Annotated in this window: 21 protein-coding genes; 15 read left to right on the plus strand and 6 right to left on the minus strand. The window is 70.0% G+C overall.

Annotated features, from left to right (window positions below):
* Nucleotides 1–54: 54 nt before the first annotated feature.
* From IE237_RS37155 to IE237_RS37175, 5 genes are all read left to right on the plus strand, one after another.
* A complete protein-coding gene (locus IE237_RS37155; protein WP_189806612.1) occupies nt 55–552 on the plus strand; it encodes a hypothetical protein in 498 nt (165 codons plus the stop codon).
* Between the two features lie 101 nt (nt 553–653).
* Complete coding sequence (locus tag IE237_RS37160; RefSeq protein WP_189806613.1) at nt 654–1,085, plus strand: hypothetical protein; 432 nt, start codon at nt 654–656, stop codon at nt 1,083–1,085.
* Nucleotides 1,086–1,509: 424 nt separating this feature from the next.
* Complete coding sequence (locus tag IE237_RS37165) at nt 1,510–2,256, plus strand: hypothetical protein (protein ID WP_189806614.1); 747 nt, start codon at nt 1,510–1,512, stop codon at nt 2,254–2,256.
* 294 nt (nt 2,257–2,550) lie between these two features.
* The gene (locus tag IE237_RS37170; RefSeq protein ID WP_308433153.1) at nt 2,551–2,910 is read left to right on the plus strand and encodes a hypothetical protein; all 360 of its coding nucleotides are present in this window, start codon (nt 2,551–2,553) and stop codon (nt 2,908–2,910) included.
* A complete protein-coding gene (locus IE237_RS37175; protein ID WP_189806616.1) occupies nt 2,907–3,719 on the plus strand; it encodes an SPDY domain-containing protein in 813 nt (270 codons plus the stop codon). The genes IE237_RS37170 and IE237_RS37175 overlap by 4 nt, the downstream gene beginning before the upstream one ends.
* Before the next feature lie 94 nt (nt 3,720–3,813).
* Here the strand turns inward: IE237_RS37175 and IE237_RS37180 are convergent, their stop codons facing one another.
* The gene (locus IE237_RS37180) at nt 3,814–4,416 is read right to left on the minus strand and encodes a cadmium resistance transporter (protein ID WP_189806617.1); all 603 of its coding nucleotides are present in this window, start codon (nt 4,414–4,416) and stop codon (nt 3,814–3,816) included.
* 274 nt (nt 4,417–4,690) lie between these two features.
* On the opposite strand from IE237_RS37180, the gene IE237_RS37185 reads away from it, so the two are divergent.
* The 7 genes from IE237_RS37185 to IE237_RS37215 all read left to right on the plus strand — a co-directional run bounded on the left by IE237_RS37185 (nt 4,691) and on the right by IE237_RS37215 (nt 11,979).
* Nucleotides 4,691–5,218 carry a hypothetical protein gene (locus tag IE237_RS37185; protein WP_229843920.1) on the plus strand — a complete coding sequence of 176 codons (528 nt, stop codon included), beginning with the start codon at nt 4,691–4,693 and terminating at the stop codon, nt 5,216–5,218.
* Entirely contained in the window at nt 5,215–5,976 is a 762-nt protein-coding gene (locus IE237_RS37190) for an SPDY domain-containing protein (protein ID WP_189806618.1), read from the plus strand. The genes IE237_RS37185 and IE237_RS37190 overlap by 4 nt, the downstream gene beginning before the upstream one ends.
* Nucleotides 5,977–6,029: 53 nt before the next feature.
* A complete protein-coding gene (locus tag IE237_RS37195) occupies nt 6,030–7,823 on the plus strand; it encodes a type IV secretory system conjugative DNA transfer family protein (RefSeq protein WP_189806619.1) in 1,794 nt (597 codons plus the stop codon).
* 121 nt (nt 7,824–7,944) lie between these two features.
* A complete protein-coding gene (locus IE237_RS37200; protein ID WP_189806620.1) occupies nt 7,945–8,754 on the plus strand; it encodes a hypothetical protein in 810 nt (269 codons plus the stop codon).
* Between the two features lie 278 nt (nt 8,755–9,032).
* Nucleotides 9,033–10,310, plus strand: coding sequence for a DNA cytosine methyltransferase (locus IE237_RS37205; protein ID WP_189806621.1), 1,278 nt, complete (start codon nt 9,033–9,035; stop codon nt 10,308–10,310).
* Entirely contained in the window at nt 10,310–11,458 is a 1,149-nt protein-coding gene (locus IE237_RS37210; protein WP_189806622.1) for a DnaB-like helicase N-terminal domain-containing protein, read from the plus strand. The genes IE237_RS37205 and IE237_RS37210 overlap by 1 nt, the downstream gene beginning before the upstream one ends.
* A gap of 107 nt (nt 11,459–11,565) precedes the next feature.
* Complete coding sequence (locus IE237_RS37215; protein ID WP_189806623.1) at nt 11,566–11,979, plus strand: TIGR03618 family F420-dependent PPOX class oxidoreductase; 414 nt, start codon at nt 11,566–11,568, stop codon at nt 11,977–11,979.
* A gap of 60 nt (nt 11,980–12,039) precedes the next feature.
* Here the strand turns inward: IE237_RS37215 and IE237_RS37220 are convergent, their stop codons facing one another.
* The 4 genes from IE237_RS37220 to IE237_RS37235 all read right to left on the minus strand — a co-directional run bounded on the left by IE237_RS37220 (nt 12,040) and on the right by IE237_RS37235 (nt 15,357).
* On the minus strand, nt 12,040–12,921 hold the full coding sequence (locus IE237_RS37220; RefSeq protein ID WP_189806624.1) for a DUF5655 domain-containing protein: 882 nt from the start codon (nt 12,919–12,921) through the stop codon (nt 12,040–12,042).
* Nucleotides 12,922–13,262: 341 nt separating this feature from the next.
* Nucleotides 13,263–14,252 carry a thioredoxin-disulfide reductase gene (trxB, locus tag IE237_RS37225; protein WP_189806625.1) on the minus strand — a complete coding sequence of 330 codons (990 nt, stop codon included), beginning with the start codon at nt 14,250–14,252 and terminating at the stop codon, nt 13,263–13,265.
* Between the two features lie 5 nt (nt 14,253–14,257).
* A complete protein-coding gene (locus IE237_RS37230; protein ID WP_189806626.1) occupies nt 14,258–14,674 on the minus strand; it encodes an arsenate reductase ArsC in 417 nt (138 codons plus the stop codon).
* Entirely contained in the window at nt 14,671–15,357 is a 687-nt protein-coding gene (locus IE237_RS37235) for an arsenate reductase/protein-tyrosine-phosphatase family protein (protein ID WP_229843921.1), read from the minus strand. The genes IE237_RS37230 and IE237_RS37235 overlap by 4 nt, the downstream gene beginning before the upstream one ends.
* 79 nt (nt 15,358–15,436) lie before the next feature.
* Here IE237_RS37235 and IE237_RS37240 point away from each other — a divergent pair, with 79 nt between their 5' ends.
* From IE237_RS37240 to IE237_RS37250, 3 genes are read left to right on the plus strand one after another with little or no spacing between them, the layout of a single operon-like run.
* Entirely contained in the window at nt 15,437–15,745 is a 309-nt protein-coding gene (locus IE237_RS37240; RefSeq protein WP_189806627.1) for an ArsR/SmtB family transcription factor, read from the plus strand.
* A 33-nt stretch (nt 15,746–15,778) separates the two neighbouring features.
* Complete coding sequence (locus IE237_RS37245; RefSeq protein WP_189806628.1) at nt 15,779–16,549, plus strand: aquaporin; 771 nt, start codon at nt 15,779–15,781, stop codon at nt 16,547–16,549.
* Nucleotides 16,546–17,607, plus strand: coding sequence for an ArsO family NAD(P)H-dependent flavin-containing monooxygenase (locus tag IE237_RS37250; protein ID WP_189806629.1), 1,062 nt, complete (start codon nt 16,546–16,548; stop codon nt 17,605–17,607). The genes IE237_RS37245 and IE237_RS37250 overlap by 4 nt, the downstream gene beginning before the upstream one ends.
* On the opposite strand, the gene IE237_RS37255 is transcribed toward IE237_RS37250, so the two are convergent.
* On the minus strand, nt 17,590–18,009 hold the full coding sequence (locus IE237_RS37255; RefSeq protein ID WP_189806630.1) for a heavy metal-responsive transcriptional regulator: 420 nt from the start codon (nt 18,007–18,009) through the stop codon (nt 17,590–17,592). The genes IE237_RS37250 and IE237_RS37255 overlap by 18 nt on opposite strands.
* Nucleotides 18,010–18,023: the final 14 nt, after the last annotated feature.

The raw sequence follows: 18,023 nt of genomic DNA on the forward strand, positions 1-18,023 counted from the left end.
CCCCACCTATCTGCACAACTGACGTCTTGCAAAACAGACTTGAGGAGAGAACCTATGGCTGTTCGCACGAAGTGGAACGTCGATCACCATTGCGGTCACCAGGTCATACACGATCTGTCGGACCGTCCGGCCGACCGGCGAGCGGGCTTCGCTCGATGGCTTGCCGGCACTGACTGCACGGACTGCTGGAAGGAGGCCCGTGACGCCAACGCCACGTCCAAGGAGCAGTGGCTGGCCACCAAGCGCGCCGAAGAGCAGCAGGCCGCCACTGAATGGAGTCGAAGGTTCGACATGCCGCCTCTGGAAGGGGCCCAGCGAGCCCTGGCCTGGGGAGAGCGCTCCCGCCACCAGCTGATGACTGCCGCGCACACCGCACTCGTCGTCGAGGGCACGTGGGACGAGGCCGACTGGACGGAGCTGGAGGAGAAGGCGCGCACGATCACCCGGGCGGGATGGTGGATAGACCAGCGCGACGCGGAGGGCGCTGACCTGCTCGAACTCCTCGAGGCCGCAGCCGACGACGACCGAGGAACGGAGAACCCGTTCCGATGACAGCGGCGAAATATAGGAGCCGATCGCCGGTTGGCCAAACCGGCGATCCTCCGGACCCTTGTTCCTCACACCGCCGCCCGCACCGTTGCGAAGGACCCCGCGTGACCGATCCCAGCCCGCCCCCACGCACCCCGGTACTCGCGCCGACTCCCGACCCAATCACCCCGGAACGGGACGTGACACACCGGCACTTCCAGGCCGGTGAGCAGGTCGTCGTCCTCAAAGGCGTGGCTGACGGGGATCTCTGGGGTGACGCGATGCGTATCGTCGCGCCGTCCTGGCACACTCCGACCGACGAGGACGGGTGGCGGCTGCGCGATGCGACCGGCGGCCGGCAGTCGTACATCACCGCCCACCCCCGGTACATGGTCCACCTCTCACGCCGGTGCCCGGACTGCCTGGTCTACCTGCGTGCTCTGGAGGACCACCTCCTGCCGAGGCATCCCTCCCCCGCCCTGATCGACTGCGACTGGTACAAGACCACCGAGCTGAACCAGCTCGTCCACGTCAACGACGCCCGGGACGGTCGGTGATCCCCCGCGCCAACGAGCGTGCTCTGTACGCCTCCCAGCCCCTCTCCGCAGCGCTCGACCGTCTAGCCGCGAGGATCTGACCGAGCACGCCGTAACTGCCGCCCAGCCCTGACCTGGCACCTGCGAGCGGTACGGCCCCACAGCTCGCCGGGCTCCTGAGCGAGCTGGCCGACGAGGAGGCCGAGCGGCTGGCCACGGTCCGACCTCGCCCACTCCCTCATCAACCCGGCGGACCGGCACGAGCGCCAACCCACCCGGCAGAAGCGCGCCGCCGAATCGGCCTCGGACGAAACCGGAGCCTTCGCGGTCTGCGCCCGCCCACCACCGTCCCGGATCGCCGCCGCACCCCGTCCCGTCACCGCTGCTCCTCCCTCAGCCCTTGCCGGCCGCAGGCGGTGACTTCCACCGCTCTCTTGAGGAGACCATGCACGACCCCGACGACTCCCTCGCCTCGTTCGCCTCCGTTCTCGCCGGCGAACTGCCCGGAAAGTGGACCAGCAAGTACCACCCCGACCACGGAGGCGACGCCGACTACGACGACCTCACCGTCGATCTGTGGGACATGGATCTGGTCGCCGAGACGACGGCCACGTACGTCGTCGACCACTGTGCTGTCGTGACCCGCAACGACGGCACCCGGCTGTTCGTGATGGACCGCAAGGGCCACGACGAAGGCTTCCTCATCGCCGCCATGGCCCCGGGCGACCTCCCCGTCGCCGCGTTCCAAGGTGTCCGGGAACCTGACGGCATCGCCGTGCCCGAGGATCCCTTCCGCGCAGCCGAGGACGTCAGCCTCAGCCTGCTGCCCCGTTATGAAAAGGCCCTCGCCCAGGTGCGGCACAACGCCTCCCGCCTCGCCTCCGCGCCGTCCCACGGTCCGCACGTGTTGATGACCTGGTCCGGCGACGCCCTCGTCGTCACCCCGCCCGAGCGGCCTGACATCGTCGGCGTCCTTGCCGACCACGGCTTCATCCGCGACGCGGACAAGGGCCTGCTCGTGCTCGCCGGCGATGACTCGTCCCGGCAGGCGGCGTCCGTACGAGCCGCCGGTAGCCGACTGGCCGAGCTCGGCATCGGTGTCGTCCTGCGGCAGTCGACGCGCCCCACCCTGGGCACTACGGCCCCCCGGCCCGCCTCCCCACAGACGCCGGCCCCGCAGCGCAGCCGGTGACGCGTCCCGGCTCACCCAAACCCCGTCGTCCTCTTCTTGGAGTCCCCGTCAGCCTCTCAGCACGTACCTCTCCGTCCCTCACTGCGACCCGCAGGCCCCGCCTCGCCGCCATTGTGATCCGCCGCTACCTGCACGCCTGCGTGCTCGGCGACCCCGAGCGGCCCACGCCGCTGGCTGGCGGGCGTCCCGAGGCCGCCCTCGACGAATCTCGCCGCCTCGCGCAGGCCGGCTGACCACTCCGCACCGCCCCGTCCCGGGAGACCCATGCACGACCCGACGCCCTACCCGATCCGCTTGGCCGACAGCATCGCCATCCAGCTCGGACAGCTCAGCGAACACCTCGCACAAGCCTCACCCCAGCACGCCGCCCAGATCCTCGGCCAGGTCCTCGACTTCGACCACGGGATCCTGGGACGGATCACCGGTCTGATGAGCACCGGGTCGCAGTTCGCCAAGACGCACTCCGAGCGGGGCATTCTGCCGCCCGAAGTGTGGCTCGCCGTCGGCCGCGCCGCGAACGAGTTGGACACCGTCGGCCGTGACCTGGACGAGCACGCCGGCACCCTCCGCGCCCTCGCCGAAGTCCCCGGGTCCGCCCGGTCGGCGTCGCCGGCACCGGTGGCATCCGCTCTGGTCGTGCGGCGGCGTCGATGAGCAAGAAGCAGCATCCCGGCTGGGGAGCGAGCGAGCAGGCCGAGCAGCACTACCTGGTCGAGCCACGCCACCTCGCCGGAGGCGGAGACATCCGGCACGTCTCGGAGTTCCTCCGCGCCGCCGGATGGACCGACCAGTCCCGGACCGGCGGGCCGCTGGTGTTCGACAGCCCGGACCGTATGGTCCGCGTCGCCTATGACCCCTTCGTCCGGCCGGGTGGCTGGACGATCGCTGGCAAGGCCGACGGCTATGAGCCGGAGTGGCACGTCACCTTCACCCCGCAGACCCCCGTGGAAATCGTCGCCGGATTCACCGACGCCCTCACCAAGTCGCGTTCCGCGCACGCCCCCAACCCCTGGGCGCCGCTCCAACAGCACGGCTGGGAGACCGAGCGGGCCCAGCACTTCACCGCGGTCAGCCCGGACCGGAACGCATGGTTGCAGTTCCATCAGACCGGCGAGGGCCAGGCCCACTGGTGGGCAGGCGCCCGGACAGAGCACGGTCGGACCTGGGACGCCGTGCTCACCCCGAGCACACCAATGCAGCTGATCGAGGCGTTCTCAGCCGCGCTGGCCGACCCACAGCCGGTGATGCGCCCCCGCGGAAACATCCCGCCCTCCCGGTGGATCCGCACGACCTCGGTGTCGGTGCGGCCCTCGGAGCTCGGCGCGTGGCAGCAGGCCCGGATCACCGCCGCCCGCGCCGCGACCTGGGCCCGCAACTCCTGGGCCTCCTCCAGACCCCGCACCAGTACCCCCACACCCCGTCCGTACGCCACGGCGGCCGGCGCAGCCCGTGCAGGTGGTTGACCGCTGGGTGGATTGGCCCTCACGGCCTTACGGAGGACCAGACAAGCTCGGCTCAGGGTCGAGCCCGCCATCTGGCCGACCCCGGCAACCGGCGTCACAGACCGAAGGCGCCACCTTCGATGAGGATGAGCAGGCCGATGGTGATCAGGACCAACGGCAGCAGGATGTGTCCCCATCGGGCGAGGGCCTTGGCGATGACCGGTCGGGTGGCGAAGAACCGGCCGGCGAAGCACCACACCGCCACCAGGACGAGGAACACCGCGGCGTACACGCTCATCCCACCGACGCCGGCCGTGGCGAACACCGGAACGTAGACACCGATGTTGTCGCCGCCGTTGGCGAAAGTGACCGCGGCGACCTCCAGCGCGCCGGGCCCGCCTTCCTTGGCCGGCGTCTCCTCCTCGTCGTCACCGCTGCGGTGGTCTTTCCACGCCTGCCAGGCGGCCTTGAGGCCGAGTGCGAGGGGCAGCAGACCGAGATAGGGGATGGCCGATTCGGGCAGGAACGTGGCGCCGAACGCTGCGGCCACCGCGACCGCGAGGATCGCGACGAAGCCCAGGTACTGGCCCAGCACGATCCGGCGAGCAGCGCCGGGGTGCCCGGCGCCCTGGGCGAAGAACAGCGCCAGGATGAGGATGTCGTCGATGTTGGTTACCGCGAACAGCCCGGCCGCCTGCCCGATGATGCCCAGGTCCACGAGTACAGCTCTCCCATCGATGGTGGATGACCCTGGGACGCTACCGAAAGCCCCCGCCCTACTCTCCCGAGGGGACGCCACGGAGCGCCGACTCCCGTACTGCCCTTCTCGCGAGCACCGCAGCAGCGCCGCCCGTCGACGCACCCCCACGGCCCACTCGTAGCCACTAGATCGTCACCCCGACCCCACAGGAGGTCCTGTCCTGCCCGCTCCCACCCCCAGCACCTCCTCCGAGACGCACAGCCTGCTCCTGCGGCAGCTGGAGCTGTTCCTGATGGAGAGCCGCGAGATTCTCGCCGACTGGGACACCTACTCCGACGAGCACACCGACCCCGATGGCTGGCCGCACGACCCACTCTCGTACGGCCGGCGCATGATGCGGCGCGACGCCGAGACGTGGCGCTCGTTCCAGCGGATCCGCCCTGCAGCGCGCAACATGCTCGCCACGGCCGAAGTCCAGCTCCAGCTCCTCAACCCCGCGGTGATCCAGACGCGTTGGGTGTGGCAGCTCTCGGAACTCACCACTGCCCTCGCGCAGCTGGAGACGCTGCAGGACGAGTGGCTGGATGCGCGTGACTCATGGCCGAGCGAGGCGGCACCAGGAACCGAAGAGTTCGACGACGCCCTCGCCGAGCGTAACGAAGAGGCGTGGTCCTACCTCGACACCTGGTCCGCCCAGGGCCAGGCCCTGGTCGAGATCCACGCCCTCGCTCTTACGGCCCCGTCCCGAGTACTGACCTCCACGCCGAGCCCTGCCGTCTCACCAAAAGTCGTTGGTCGTGCAGCGGGGAGGCGCGGATGAGCAGCGGCGTCGAGCAGGTGCTCATTTCACCCCGCTACCTCGCCGGCCCGGGAGATCCGACCTGGGTCACCGCCCCACTCCACGAAGCCGCCGGCTGGAGCCACGGCCACGACCCGCTGTTGCCCCAGGTCGTTCTCAGCAGCCCCGACCAGAAGACGCTGCTGCGTCTCGAACCCACCCCGGACGCGCCGTGGTGGCGACTGAGCCACTCCGGCGGCTCCGACGGGCCCAGCTGGTACGCATCCTTCGGCGCCCGTACCCCGGTCGAGCTGATTGCGGCCGTCACCGACACCCTCACAGACCCCGGCTTCAACGCCAGAGCGGCTTCGGATCCGAACGAGCCGTTGCTGTGGGCCGGATGGGGCCGGGCCAAGGAGGGCGGGCTCGCCTCACCGGATGGCATCGTCCGAGTGGATCGCTTCAACTACAGCGGCAGCGCCCACTGGTCCATCGAAGCGGCCCTCAGCCAGGATCCCGAGCACCAGATCTGGCAGGCCCGCTTCGGGGGCAACGCCCCCGTCCGCCTCGTAGCCGCCTTCACCCGGGCACTGTCCGATCCCGAACCGCTACGACGCTCGCCCGAGCAGCGTCCTGCCCTCGGTCGCAGCCGGATCGCGTTCCGCTGGCAGGAATGGCCGGCCGATCAGGTCGGCTACGCCTTGCGCGAGCGCGTCGACTTCCTCGCGTCCCGCCGCGCCGGCACTCCCCCGCCTTCGCCGCCCACCCGGCCGCAGGCACCTCGTCGCCGCACACGCTGACTGCACTGCACGCGACGCACCGGGCCCGCCCCCGTTCAAGGAACCGCCGCCTCTTGCCCTCCTCTACCTCGTCCAGTTCCGATGGTTACGACATAGCCCTGAAGGTCCTGATAGGCACGTTCGCTGTCGGCCTTCCCCTCACCAACATCGCCTGGCTGGCAGGAAATCTCATCTCGTGGGCCACCGGGTCCGGCCCGTGGGCGCCGTACGAGCCAACCCACGCCCTACTCCACCCCGAACGGCTCTGGCCAGACGCCGGAGAAGCGTCCCTGCTCGTCGGCACCCGAATCATCCCCATAGCCCTGACGTTCCTCCTCGCCATCACCGTCGGTGTCCTGTGGCTCCGGCACAGGAACTCCGCCGGCGGGCGGAAGAAGAAGGTCGACGGGATGGCGAAGGCTCGCGACATCGAGCCGCTCTTGGCGAAGGCGATCGAGGCCAAGGCACGCTCCCTGCGCCCAAGCCTGAAGAACGCCAAGACGCTCGCTCCAGGCGACACAGGCATCCTCCTCGGCAACCTCGCCGGCACCCGTCGCGAAGTGAGGATGGGGTTCGAAGACGTCGCCGTCGCCATCATGGCCCCACGCTCGGGCAAAACCACCTCCCTCGCGATCCCCTCCATCCTCGCCGCGCCGGGCCCGGTGCTGCTGACCTCGAACAAGGCCGCCGGCGACGCCTTCACCACGTGTCTGGACGCTCGGCGCCGCGTGGGTCGGGTGTGGTCGATGGACCCTCAGCAGATCGCCCACGCCGCGCGGAGCATGTGGTGGAACCCGCTCGCCGACGCCAAGACCCTGGACGGTGCCGGGCGGCTCGCCGGTCACTTCCTCGCCGCTTCGGTCGACGCCTCCCAGCAGGGCGACTTCTGGTCCAAGGCCGGCAGCAACATCCTGTCGCAGCTCTTCTTGGCCGCTGCCCTGGACGAGCGGCCGATCACCGACGTGATGCAGTGGCTCGCCTTCCCCGCCGACCGAACCCCGCTCGACATCTTGCGGGACCACAAGTTCACTGCCGTCGCCTCCCAGCTCAAGGGCACCGTCGAAGGGCCGCCGGAGACCCGCGACGGGATCTACGAGACGGCGAGGCAGTACGCCTCCGCCCTGCTGAACTCGGAGATCGCCGCCTGGGTCACCCCGCAGAAGGGCATCCCTGAGTTCCGCCCGGGCGAGTTCGTGACCTCGAACGACACCCTCTTCCTCCTGTCGAAGGATGGCGGCGCCGGAGCGAGCGCTCTGATCGCGGCGTGCGCGGACTCCGTCATGCGAGCCGCAACCGCCCAGGCCGAGCGGGCCGGTGGCCGTCTCGACCCGCCGATGCTCGCGATCCTCGACGAGGCCGCCAATGTCTGCAAGATCTCGGACCTCCCCGACTTGTACTCCCATCTCGGGTCCCGCGGCATCATCCCGATCACCATCCTCCAGTCGTACCGGCAGGGTCAGAAAGTCTGGGGCGACGCAGGCATGGACGCGATGTGGAGCGCTGCCACCGTCAAAGTCATCGGCTCGGGCATCGACGACCCGGACTTCGCCGACAAGCTGTCCCGGATGATCGGCGACCACGACGTGGAAGCCACCTCCACTTCGATCTCCGACTCCGGCAAGTCGACATCGGTCTCGACGCGGCAAGAACGAATCCTGCCCGCGGACGCAATCCGCGCCCTGCCCAAGGGCTCCGCCCTGTGCTTGGCAACCGGCATGCGCGTCGCGATGCTCGACCTCCGCCCTTGGTATCTCGAACCCGGCGCCGACGAGCTCGCCGCTGCCTCCGACCGCGCATCCAAGACCATCACGGCCCGCGCAGTCGCCAAGGACGCCCCGCGCCAGGACGACTACGGCCGGGCGTCTTAGCAGTCGAACGTCACTTCTTCGACGACGGCTCTCAGCGACACCGCTCGAGCCCTGGTCAGACCGGCACACACGGCATGCCACCCACTTGCCGTCACGTTCACAGATCAAGGAGTTCTCTTCTTTGGCTCACCCCTATCCGCTCGGACCAAGCGACGAGGAGCTCTGGGCCCTCACCCGGTACCTGCTGGACTCCGGCGATCAGCTCGACGACCTCAAGCGGCGCGGCACGGCTCCCGAGCGGCTGCAGGACGCGGTTCATACGGGCGGCGCGCTTCACCAGACGTCACTCCATGCAGCCAGGCTGCTGGCCAAAGCCGCCCTGAGCAACGCGACGACCACCGTCGACGGCCTCGACGCTGTCTCTCTCCTCCGTCGCCTGGCCGAGGCAACAACCTCCGCCGCATTGCGGGCGGCCGACAGCATCGCCGCCCTCGCCCACGGCGACACAACCACCGCCGATCGCCTGCTGGAGCAGGCACGAATCCACCTGTACAGGGCACCGGTGACCTGCCAGGAAGTCGGCTCTGCACTGCTCCGGCACGACGGACACCTCTACGCCCAGGCGCGCGCCGCACGGGAGAACCTCGGTCCGAGCGGCAGCGCGGTCAAGGTCACCGAGGCCCAGCGGAAGGGTCTCGCCTCGCTGGCGCGAGGGGACGGCGTGTTCCGTGTTGCCCGCCACGGTGTCCGTGAGCTGGAGAGTCCTCTGAACGCCTCCGTACGGACCGCCACTATCGACGCGCTCGCCGCCAAGGAGTTGCTGACCCTCACCCCGCTCACGGGCCAGGAGGGTCGGTCCGCCATCCGGCTCACCTCTGCGGGCATCCAGGCGCTCCTCGCCGCCTCTCCCCACAAGCCCAGCCGCCCCGCCATCGCGACGTCGGTGCCGAGCAGGCCGAGGGCGCATGCCCGGACGGGCGCTGGGCGGTGACGCCACACCGAGGCGGTCGCCCCAGGTTCGCCCTTCGGCTACCGATCTCGGAGCCCGTCGCAGTCCCCGCCCGCCGTGGCCACTCGGTCCCCGCCGACCAGGTCGCTGTTGCGCCCAAAGATCCAGCACAAGGACATACCTATTACCGCCACGCCCCAGCTCCGCGAACATTTCCCTCGGTGCGGGAATCAAGTCCAGCACCATGATCGCCCTGTCCGCGACGGGAATCCTCCCGAAGGCGAAGTCGAGCCGCTTCAGACGGACTTCGGCCCTACGCCATGAAGCGCTTTGTCCTGGACCTGTTCGCGGGCCCCGGCGGCTGGAGCCATCCCCTGCGCATCCTCGGTGTCCGGGATATCGGCCTGGAGTGGGACGAGTGGGCCTGCCGCACCCGCGCCGCAGCCGGCCTACTGACGATCCGTACCGATGTCGCCACCTACCCGGTGTGGCCGTTCACCGGCCGGACCCACGGGTTCATCGCGTCGCCGCCGTGCCAGGCGTATTCCATGGCCGGCAAGCGCCTTGGCCTGCTCGACCAGCCCCTCGTCCACCAGGCCGTCGCCGACCTCGCCGCCGGACGGGACACCCGCGAGAAGCTCCTGGCCGCCTGCCGCGACGAGCGTTCTCTGCTCGCGGCGGAGCCAATGCGCTACCTCCACGCTCTGAACTCGGTCGGGGAGCCGGAGTGGATCGCGATGGAAGAGGTACCTGACGTCCTGCCGCTGTGGAAGCAGTACGCGGCGATCCTGCGCTCCTGGGGCTTGTCTGTCTGGACCGGCATCCTCAACTCGGCCGACTTCGGTGTCCCGCAGACCCGGAAGCGGGCGATCCTGCTCGCCTCCCGCGTCCGCACCGCCGAGCCGCCCGCTCCGACGCATGCCCGGCTCGCCGAGCCGGAGTCGCTGTTCGGGCCGGGCCGCGAGCGCTGGGTTTCCATGGCCGAGGCCCTCGGCTGGGGCGCCACCGAACGCCCCGTCCCCACCGTCTGCGCAGGCGGAGGACCGGGCGGCGGCGCCGAGCCCTTCCCTTCCGGCGCGCGCAAGGCCCTCGCCGAAGCTCGCGACCGAGGTGCTTGGGCGCCCCGAGCGGACGGGGTCGTGCCGTGGTCCCGGAGGGCGCTATCCGGCAGGACCTCTCGGCACGGCATGCGCGAGGACCTGTCCGCTGATGCAAAGGCGCCGACGTTCACTGCCGAGGCGCACCGCTGGTCGTGGTCGCTGCGCAGCAACAACCAGACCAACGCGACGGTCCGTTCGGCCGACGAACCTGCTGGGACCCTGTTCTTCGGGCACCGAGTGAACGAATGCACGTGGGTCGCAACCCCCTCGACCGACGCTCAGGCCGGCGACACGTCTGCCTGTCCGGAGCCGATCCGGATCACCTCCGCCGAGGCCGGCCTCCTCCAGACCTTCCCCGCCGACTACCCCTGGCAGGGGACCAAGGGCCAGCAGTTCTCCCAGATCGGCAATGCAGTCCCACCCCGGCTAGCCGGACACCTACTCGCCCCTCACCTCGGCGTCGTCTTCGACCCCGACCACTTCACACTGGCCGCCTGATGCAGCGCGCCACCGACCCGCACGACGACGAGATCTCGTACGACCCGCCCGGACCGCACCCCGTGCACTACGCTGAGCAGGCCCTCCTCGGCGCCCTCCTGCTCGAACCGGACCTACTCACCGACCTTGAGCTACTCGAGGCCGATGCGTTCTCCAACGCCTCGCACGGGGAGCTGTTCTCCGCGATGCTTCGCGTGCCGACCCCCGATCCCGTCCGCCACCAGACCGGTCCGTTCTGGGTGAACGCCGTCCTGGAGGCGGCGCTGCCGAACGCGCCGGGCCTGACCAGCTCCTACCTGCACACACTCATCTCGGCCTGCCCTCGGGTCGGGCACGCGCTCGCATACGCCGCGATCGTCCGAGCGGAGCACGCCCGCCGAACCATCCACCTGCATTCCGAGCACCTCGCGCGGGCCGCGGCCGACACAGCCCTGCCGGACCGGGCAGCGGTCGTCCTCGCGCGCGCGGACGCGCTCGCAGAGCACCTGGACGAGCTCTCCGGGCGATTCCCCTCCCACCCCGGCTCCCTGCCCCGCACGACCGTGCCGCTGGCAACGGCTCGTAGCACGGACGAGGAAGTAATGGATGAGGAAAGGATGCTGCTCGCGAGCGCTGCAGTGTGGCCGGCGGCCATCAAGGAGATGCGCTGGCTGACCAGCGACGACTTCGCCTCGTCGTCTCACGGCGCGCTCTGGCGATGCCTGAACTCCCTGTCCCGCCGGGGTGATCCAGTCGACCCGATCACCGTGCTGTGGGAAGCACAGCACCGGGGGCTCCTTGCCTCAGGGTTCACGCCGGACGAGGTGGTCACGCTCATGTCCGCGCCAGCGGGCTCCCCGGAGCACTGGGGCCGGAGGGTCATCGAGCGGGCCCTCCTCGCGCGGGCCAGTGAGATCGCCTGTCGAATCGGTGCCTACACCGACGACAAAGCAACCACCGTCCATCAACTGATCACCGGCAGCCGCCGCGCCCTCGCCGACCTGACTGCGATACGGACCCGCTGGCATCGGGCCACCACCCCGCTGGCCGCCCCGGCACAAGAGGCGAGGGCCGGGGTGTCCACCCGGGCCGGACCGCACCGCCCGAGCACAACCGTCGCTGCAGTCCGCTCCGCCTCCGCCCGACCTACCGCCGGGCGGACCCTGTGACCGAAGGTGTCCTCGCGTACCGTCGAAGCGCAGGCACCGACCACCACCCACATCGGGACGTGAAACGGAGGCTGCACAGCGCACCGCACGTACTGAGGAGACTCACGTTGAACCGCGACACCTCGCCCACCGCTGATGGCGGCGACGCTTTCTGGCAGGAACGCCGGGTGTGCTTCCTCACCACCCACCGGCCCGACGGCACGCCGCACCTCGTACCCGTCGGCGTCACGTACGACCCCGAGACCCGGATCGCCCGAGTCATCAGCGACGGTGCCAGCAAGAAGGTGCGCAACGTCCGCGCCGCCGGCCCCGGGGCCCGAGCTGCCGTGGGCCAAGCCGACGGTCGACGCTGGTGCACCCTGGAAGGCACAGCGGTCATCAAGGACGACCCGGAATCCGTCGCGGAGGCAGAGCGCCGCTACGCCAAGCGCTACAAGCCTCCGCGGGTCAACCCGAACCGCGTCGTCATCGAGATCACGATCACCCACGCCATGGGCACTGCCAAACCCGCTGGCTGGTGATGACCGTCGCGCTTCGAGCCGAGGGGCCAAGGCGCTCTCGGACAGGCGACCGCCAGCACTTCATGACGCCGCGTAGCTCGCGCGGAACAGGTCCTGTGCTCGCTCAAGGTCTCGCTCGGAGCGCAGCTGTACTTCCAGGTCGCCCGTGCCGTGGTGTCCGAGTCCCGTCACATCCCGAGTGAACCCGGGGACGAGGTCGACTGCGCTCGGGTCCGCCCTGAGGTAGACGAGGAGCTTGGTCTTCTGCGGCGGGCAGACGCATGCGAAGTTCCGCAGGCGCTGGTAGGCGCGGTACTGCTTGCGCTGGACTCGGGTGATGCCGTCGCCGAGGCCGAGCAGAACTTCGTCGGTCGCTGATGCCAGCGCATCGAGCCGACCCTTGACGGGCGGGTGCGGAGCAGCACCGCGGCGCACCCGCTTCGGTGCAGACGTTCGAGCCGAAAAGGAGGCCACGGTCTCCAGACCGACGAGGTCCTTGCCGAAGAAGCGGTAGCGAACCAGGTCAATGCTGCGCCGGTGCTCGCGCACGGCATGCATGTCGTACCGGGTGAAGTCGCCGGCCACGCATACCAGCCTCGGCTCGCTCCAGAGAACGTGCGCGGCGACCGCGGCCCCGAGGCGATCACGGACCAGGCGCCGGAACTCCTCCTTGTGGTCCACGAGCCAGGCCAGGTAGAAGAGCCCTTGGTTGATCACACCGGGGTCAGTCCCACGCTTGTACTCGACGATCACCGGGGAGCCGTTCTCGTCGATCCCGACCGAGTCGATCCGGCCTCCGTGCACCGGCCCGGTGCTGTACTCGCTCGCTAGGAAGCGAACGCCCAGCATCGTCTCCATGTGCGCCTCAACGAGGTGCTGCACATCCGATTCGACCTCGGCTAGACGCGGTACGACCTGTGTCATGCCGCCGTTCGTCGCGTGGAACAGTCTCAGCCCCGACACCTCCCCTTCCCGGTCAGGAGAGCAATAACGCTGGTCGGAGGTCCCATTGTTTCCGCGACGGACCTCGATCCCGTGAAGAACCCGTGAGGATACGGGGACGCAGGCCACTCTCTACGGCATGGGCACGCCCTGATGACCGGCCCACCCGCCGCTGCTTGACGGTGTGCCCGGGCGCTGGACGCTGGGCCGAAGCACTGCCGCGGTCAAGCCCCACATCCCGGACCACATGGATGCACGACGAGCTCCGGCCCATCGCGTGCCGAACGAACGCGATGGGCCGGAGCTCTCAGGCAACTGGATTCATCGGCGCGTCTTGCGCCGTTGGCCGCTTCCGCGGTGATTCACGCCGTGGCCGAGACAGTCACGGCACTCTTCACCTGGTCGACGACGGCAGCGAGGTAGCGCTCCGTATCGAGGGCCGCAGCACAGCCGCTGGCGGAGGCGGTGACGGCCTGGCGGTAGGTGTGGTCGACGACGTCGCCCGCGGCGAAGACACCGGGGATGTTGGTGCGGGTGGAGGGGGACTCCACCTTGATGTAGCCCTCGTCGTCGAGGTCGACCTGGCCGGTGAAGAGTTCGGTGCGCGGGTCGTGGCCGATGGCGATGAACAGGCCGGTGGCGTCGAGGTCGCGGGTCTTGCCGGTGAAGGTGTCGCGCAGGACGACGCCGGCGAGCATGCCGTTCTCGGACTTGATCTCGGCGATCTCGCTGTCGAAGGCGAAGGAGATCTTGTCGTCGGCGAACGCCCGGTTCTGCATGGCCTTGGAGGCGCGCAGGGTCGACCGGCGGTGGACGACGGTGACCGAGCGGGCGAAGCGCGTGAGGAAGGTGGCCTCCTCCATGGCGGTGTCGCCGCCGCCGACCACGACGATGTCGCGGTCACGGAAGAAGAACCCGTCGCAGGTCGCGCACCACGAAACACCGCGGCCGGACAGCTCGTCCTCGTTCGGCAGGCCGAGCTTGCGGTAGCCGGAGCCGGTCGCGATGATCACGGCCTTGGCGCGGTGGACCGTTCCCTCGCTGTCGGTGACTTCCTTGATGTCGCCGGTGAGATCGACGGAGACGACGTCATCGTCGACCATCTCCGCGCCGAAGCGCTCCGCCTGGGCCCTCATGTTGTCCATGAGGTCCGGACCGTCGATACCGGTGGGGAACCCGGGGAAGTTCTCGACCTCGGTCGTGGTGGTGAGCGAGCCGCCGACGAAGATCGAACTGCCGAACAGCAGGGGCTTGAGCTGGGCACGGGCGGTGTAGAGGGCGGCGGTGTATCCGGCGGGGCCGGAGCCTATGACGATGACCTCACGGACGTCGTCGGTGGTGGGCTCGGTCACGGGGGTTACGCCTCCTGCTTCGCGTCGATCTCGGCGATGAGGCCCTCGATGAGGGTCTTGATCTCGTCGCGGATGGGGCGGACGGCCTCGACGCCCTGGCCGGCCGGGTCCTCCAGCGCCCAGTCCAAGTACTTCTTGCCCGGGAAGATCGGGCAGGCGTCGCCGCAGCCCATGGTGATGACGTAGTCCGACGCCTGGACGGCCTCGGTGGTGAGGACCTTCGGCTTCTGGTCGGAGATGTCGACGCCGACCTCGGCCATCGCCTCGACGGCGGCCGGGTTCACCTGGTCGCCCGGGATCGAGCCGGCGGAACGGACCTCGATGCGGTCGCCGGCGAGGTGGTCGAGGAAGCCGGCGGCCATCTGGGAGCGGCCGGCGTTGTGGACGCAGACGAAGAGCACGGAGGCGAGCGGAGCGGTCATCGGTTCTTCCTTAGGCAGGGATGGAGCGCGGTGCGGGGACGGGAAGCTTCAGGTGCTGGGCAGGGTGTCCAGCAGGGTGGTGATCCGGGCGTCGATGGCGTCGCGGATGGAACGCACGACCGCGATCGGGCCCCGCCTGGATCGGGCACGGGCCAGTCCAGGTAGCGGTGGCCGGACACCACGGGACACGCGTCGCCGCAGCCCATGGTGATCACGATGTCGGCGGCCTGGACGACCTCGTCGGTCAGCGGTTTGGGATAGACCTCGTCGAGCTCGATGCCCGCTTCGGTGAGCGCCCGGACCACGTGCGGGTCGACGGAGCCGGAGGGGTGGGCACCGGCAGAGGAGACGATGACGTCGCCTCCGGCCCGGTGCGCGAGCAGGGCTGCCGCCAGCTGGGAGCGGCCGGCACTGTGGCTGCACACGAACAGCACCCGCGTCCTGTCGCCGCCAGTCGGGTTCTCGACATGCGCGAGGGCGTCCAGACGCTCGGCGGCGAACCGCTCGGCCAGCACCACGAGGTGGGTACGGACGTGCGCGTTCGCGGCGAGCTGCTCGTAGGAGTCAGCTACCAGCCGCTGTACCGTCTCCACCGAGTACCGGCCCTGGTGACGCACAACGAGGCGGGCGACACCGGCCGCGAGACGTTCGTCGGGAAGGACCGGGTACGAGGACTCGGCCATGGTGAGAACCCCCTTCGGCGGGTTCAAAGAGGTCAGCCCAGGCTGGTATCAGCTCCGGGTGACGTGAGAGTATCAGCGCATGATGACGTCAGTCGATACTGATCTGATCCGGGTACTGGGTGATCCCCTGCGCCTCCAGATCGTGACCCTGCTCGCCCGCGAGACGCTGTGCACCACCCACCTCGTGGAGGAGACCGGTGCCAAGCAGACCAACCTCTCGAACCACCTGAGAGTGCTGCGCGAGGCCGGGGTCGTGGAGACGGAGCCGTGCGGCCGGTTCACCTACTACCGGCTCAAGCCGGACGTCATCGAGGCCCTGGCCGGTCAGTTCGCCGACCTGGCCGCAGCCGCCCGCGCCCATGCCGACGCCAAGAGAGCCTGCCCCTAGCCTCTCGCCTCACCTGCCGAGGAGTACCCGCCCGTGACCGCCACCGAGCCCGCTGCGAGCGACGCCATAGCAACCGACACGTCGCCGCAGCCCGCGCCCGGCGCCACCCCGCCCCGTACCCCGCTCGCCGCACGAGCCGCCGCCGAGCTCGTCGGCACCGCCGCGCTGGTGGCCATCGTCGTCGGCTCCGGCATCCAAGCCACCCAGCTCACCGACGACGTCGCGCTGCAGCTCCTCGCCAACTCCACCGCCACCGTCTTCGGCCTCGGCGTCCTCATCGCCCTCCTCGGACCGGTCTCCGGCGCGCACTTCAACCCGGCCGTCACCCTGGCCGAGTGGTGGACCGCCCGCCGCGGGGGCGCCGGCGTCAACGCACGCGAGCTCGCCGTCTACGTCCCCTCCCAGATCGTCGGCGCGATCGCAGGCGCGATCCTGGCGGACGCGATGTTCGGCGAGCCGCTGGTGAAGTGGTCCACGCACGACCGCTCCGCCGGGAACCTCCTGCTCGGCGAGGTCGTGGCGACGGCGGGCCTGATTCTGCTGATCTTCGGCCTGGCCCGTACCGACCGGCTCCGCTTCGCGCCCGTCGCGGTCGCCTCCTACATCGGCGCCGCCTACTGGTTCACCTCGTCCACGTCCTTCGCGAACCCGGCGGTGACGATCGGGCGGGCCTTCACCGACACCTTCGCCGGCATCGCCCCCGCCTCCGTCCCCGCCTTCGTCGGCATGCAGATCATCGGCGCGGCCGTGGGTCTCGCTCTGGTCGCGGTCATCTTCATGCGCGGGAAGACGGACGCCGAGTGACCCAGGTCGTGGACGTGGTGGTGATCGGCGGCGGCCAGGCCGGGCTCGCCGCCGGCTACCACCTGCGCCGCCTCGGCCCGGACTTCGTCATCCTCGACGCGCAGGAGACTCCGGGTGGCGCCTGGCAGCACACCTGGGACTCCCTCCACCTCTTCTCCCCGGCCGCGTACTCCTCTCTGCCCGGCCGGCTCATGCCGCCACAGTCGGGCGAGACGTACCCGGACGCCGCACATGTCGTCTCGTACCTCTCCGACTACGAGCAGCGCTATGAGCTCCCCGTCGTGCGCCCCGTCCGCGTCGAAGCGGTCCACCGCGACGGCGAGTTCCTCCGCGTCGAGGCCGATGCAGGCACCTGGCGCACCCGTACGGTCATCAGCGCGACCGGCACCTGGTGGCGACCGTTCGTTCCGGCCGTCCCGGGACGTACGGAGTTCCAGGGCACCCAGCTCCACACGGTCGAGTACCGACGCCCGACCGACCTCGCCGGGCAGCGTGTGATCGTCGTGGGTGGCGGGAACTCCGGCGCCCAGATCGCAGCCGACCTCGCGTACGACACCGACCTCACCTGGGTCACCCTCCGCGAACCCCGCTACCTCGCCGACGACATCGACGGCCGCGCCCTCTTCGACCACGCCACCGCTCGGCGCCGTGCCCTCGACGAAGGCCGTACAGACACCGGTGGCGTGGCTTCTCTCGGCGACATCGTCGCCGTACCGCCCGTCCGCGAAGCCCGCGACGCCGGACTCCTCAAGGCCCAACCGATGTTCACCCGCGTCACTCCGACGGGAGTGGAGTGGGCGGACGGGATGTCCGCCGAGGCCGACGCGATCATCTGGTGCACCGGCTTCCGCCCCGTCCTCGCCCACCTCGCACCCCTCGGTCTGCGCGGCCCCCGCGGCCACATCCCCACCCACGGCACCCAGGCCCTCGCCGAACCCCGCCTCCACCTCCTCGGCTACGGCGACTGGACCGGCCCCGCCTCCGCCACCCTCATCGGCGCCGGCCGCCCCGCACGCGAAGCCGCCCGCCAGATCGCCGGCCTACTCGGCGCCATGTGAGCCGGCGGGGCGCGTGAGGATGGTGCAAATGTCGCCGTCCGTGCACGTGTCCGGGTCGGTCGCAGCGGCCCGGCGGGACAGCTCGCGCAGCGCGGCGCGGGCCTCACGCAGCTCGCTCATGCGGCGCTCGATATCGGCCAAGTGCTGGTCGATGAGCGTGCCGACCTGTGTGCACGGGGCCTGGCCGCTGTCGCGCAGGGCGAGCACCGAGCGGATCTCGCCGAGGGTAAGCCCGGCGGCCTGAGCGTCGCGGACGAAGGACAGCCGAGTGGTGGCCTGCGCCGGGTAGTCCCGGTAGCCGCCGGAGGTACGCGGGGGCGCGGGCAACAGACCCGACTCTTCGTAGAAGCGGATCGTCTTGGTCGACAGCCCCGCCTTCGTGGCGAGCTCTCCGATACGCATACCGCCAGCGTACG

This window comes from Streptomyces tanashiensis (genome assembly GCF_014648895.1).
Taxonomy (GTDB): Bacteria; Actinomycetota; Actinomycetes; order Streptomycetales; family Streptomycetaceae; genus Streptomyces; species Streptomyces tanashiensis.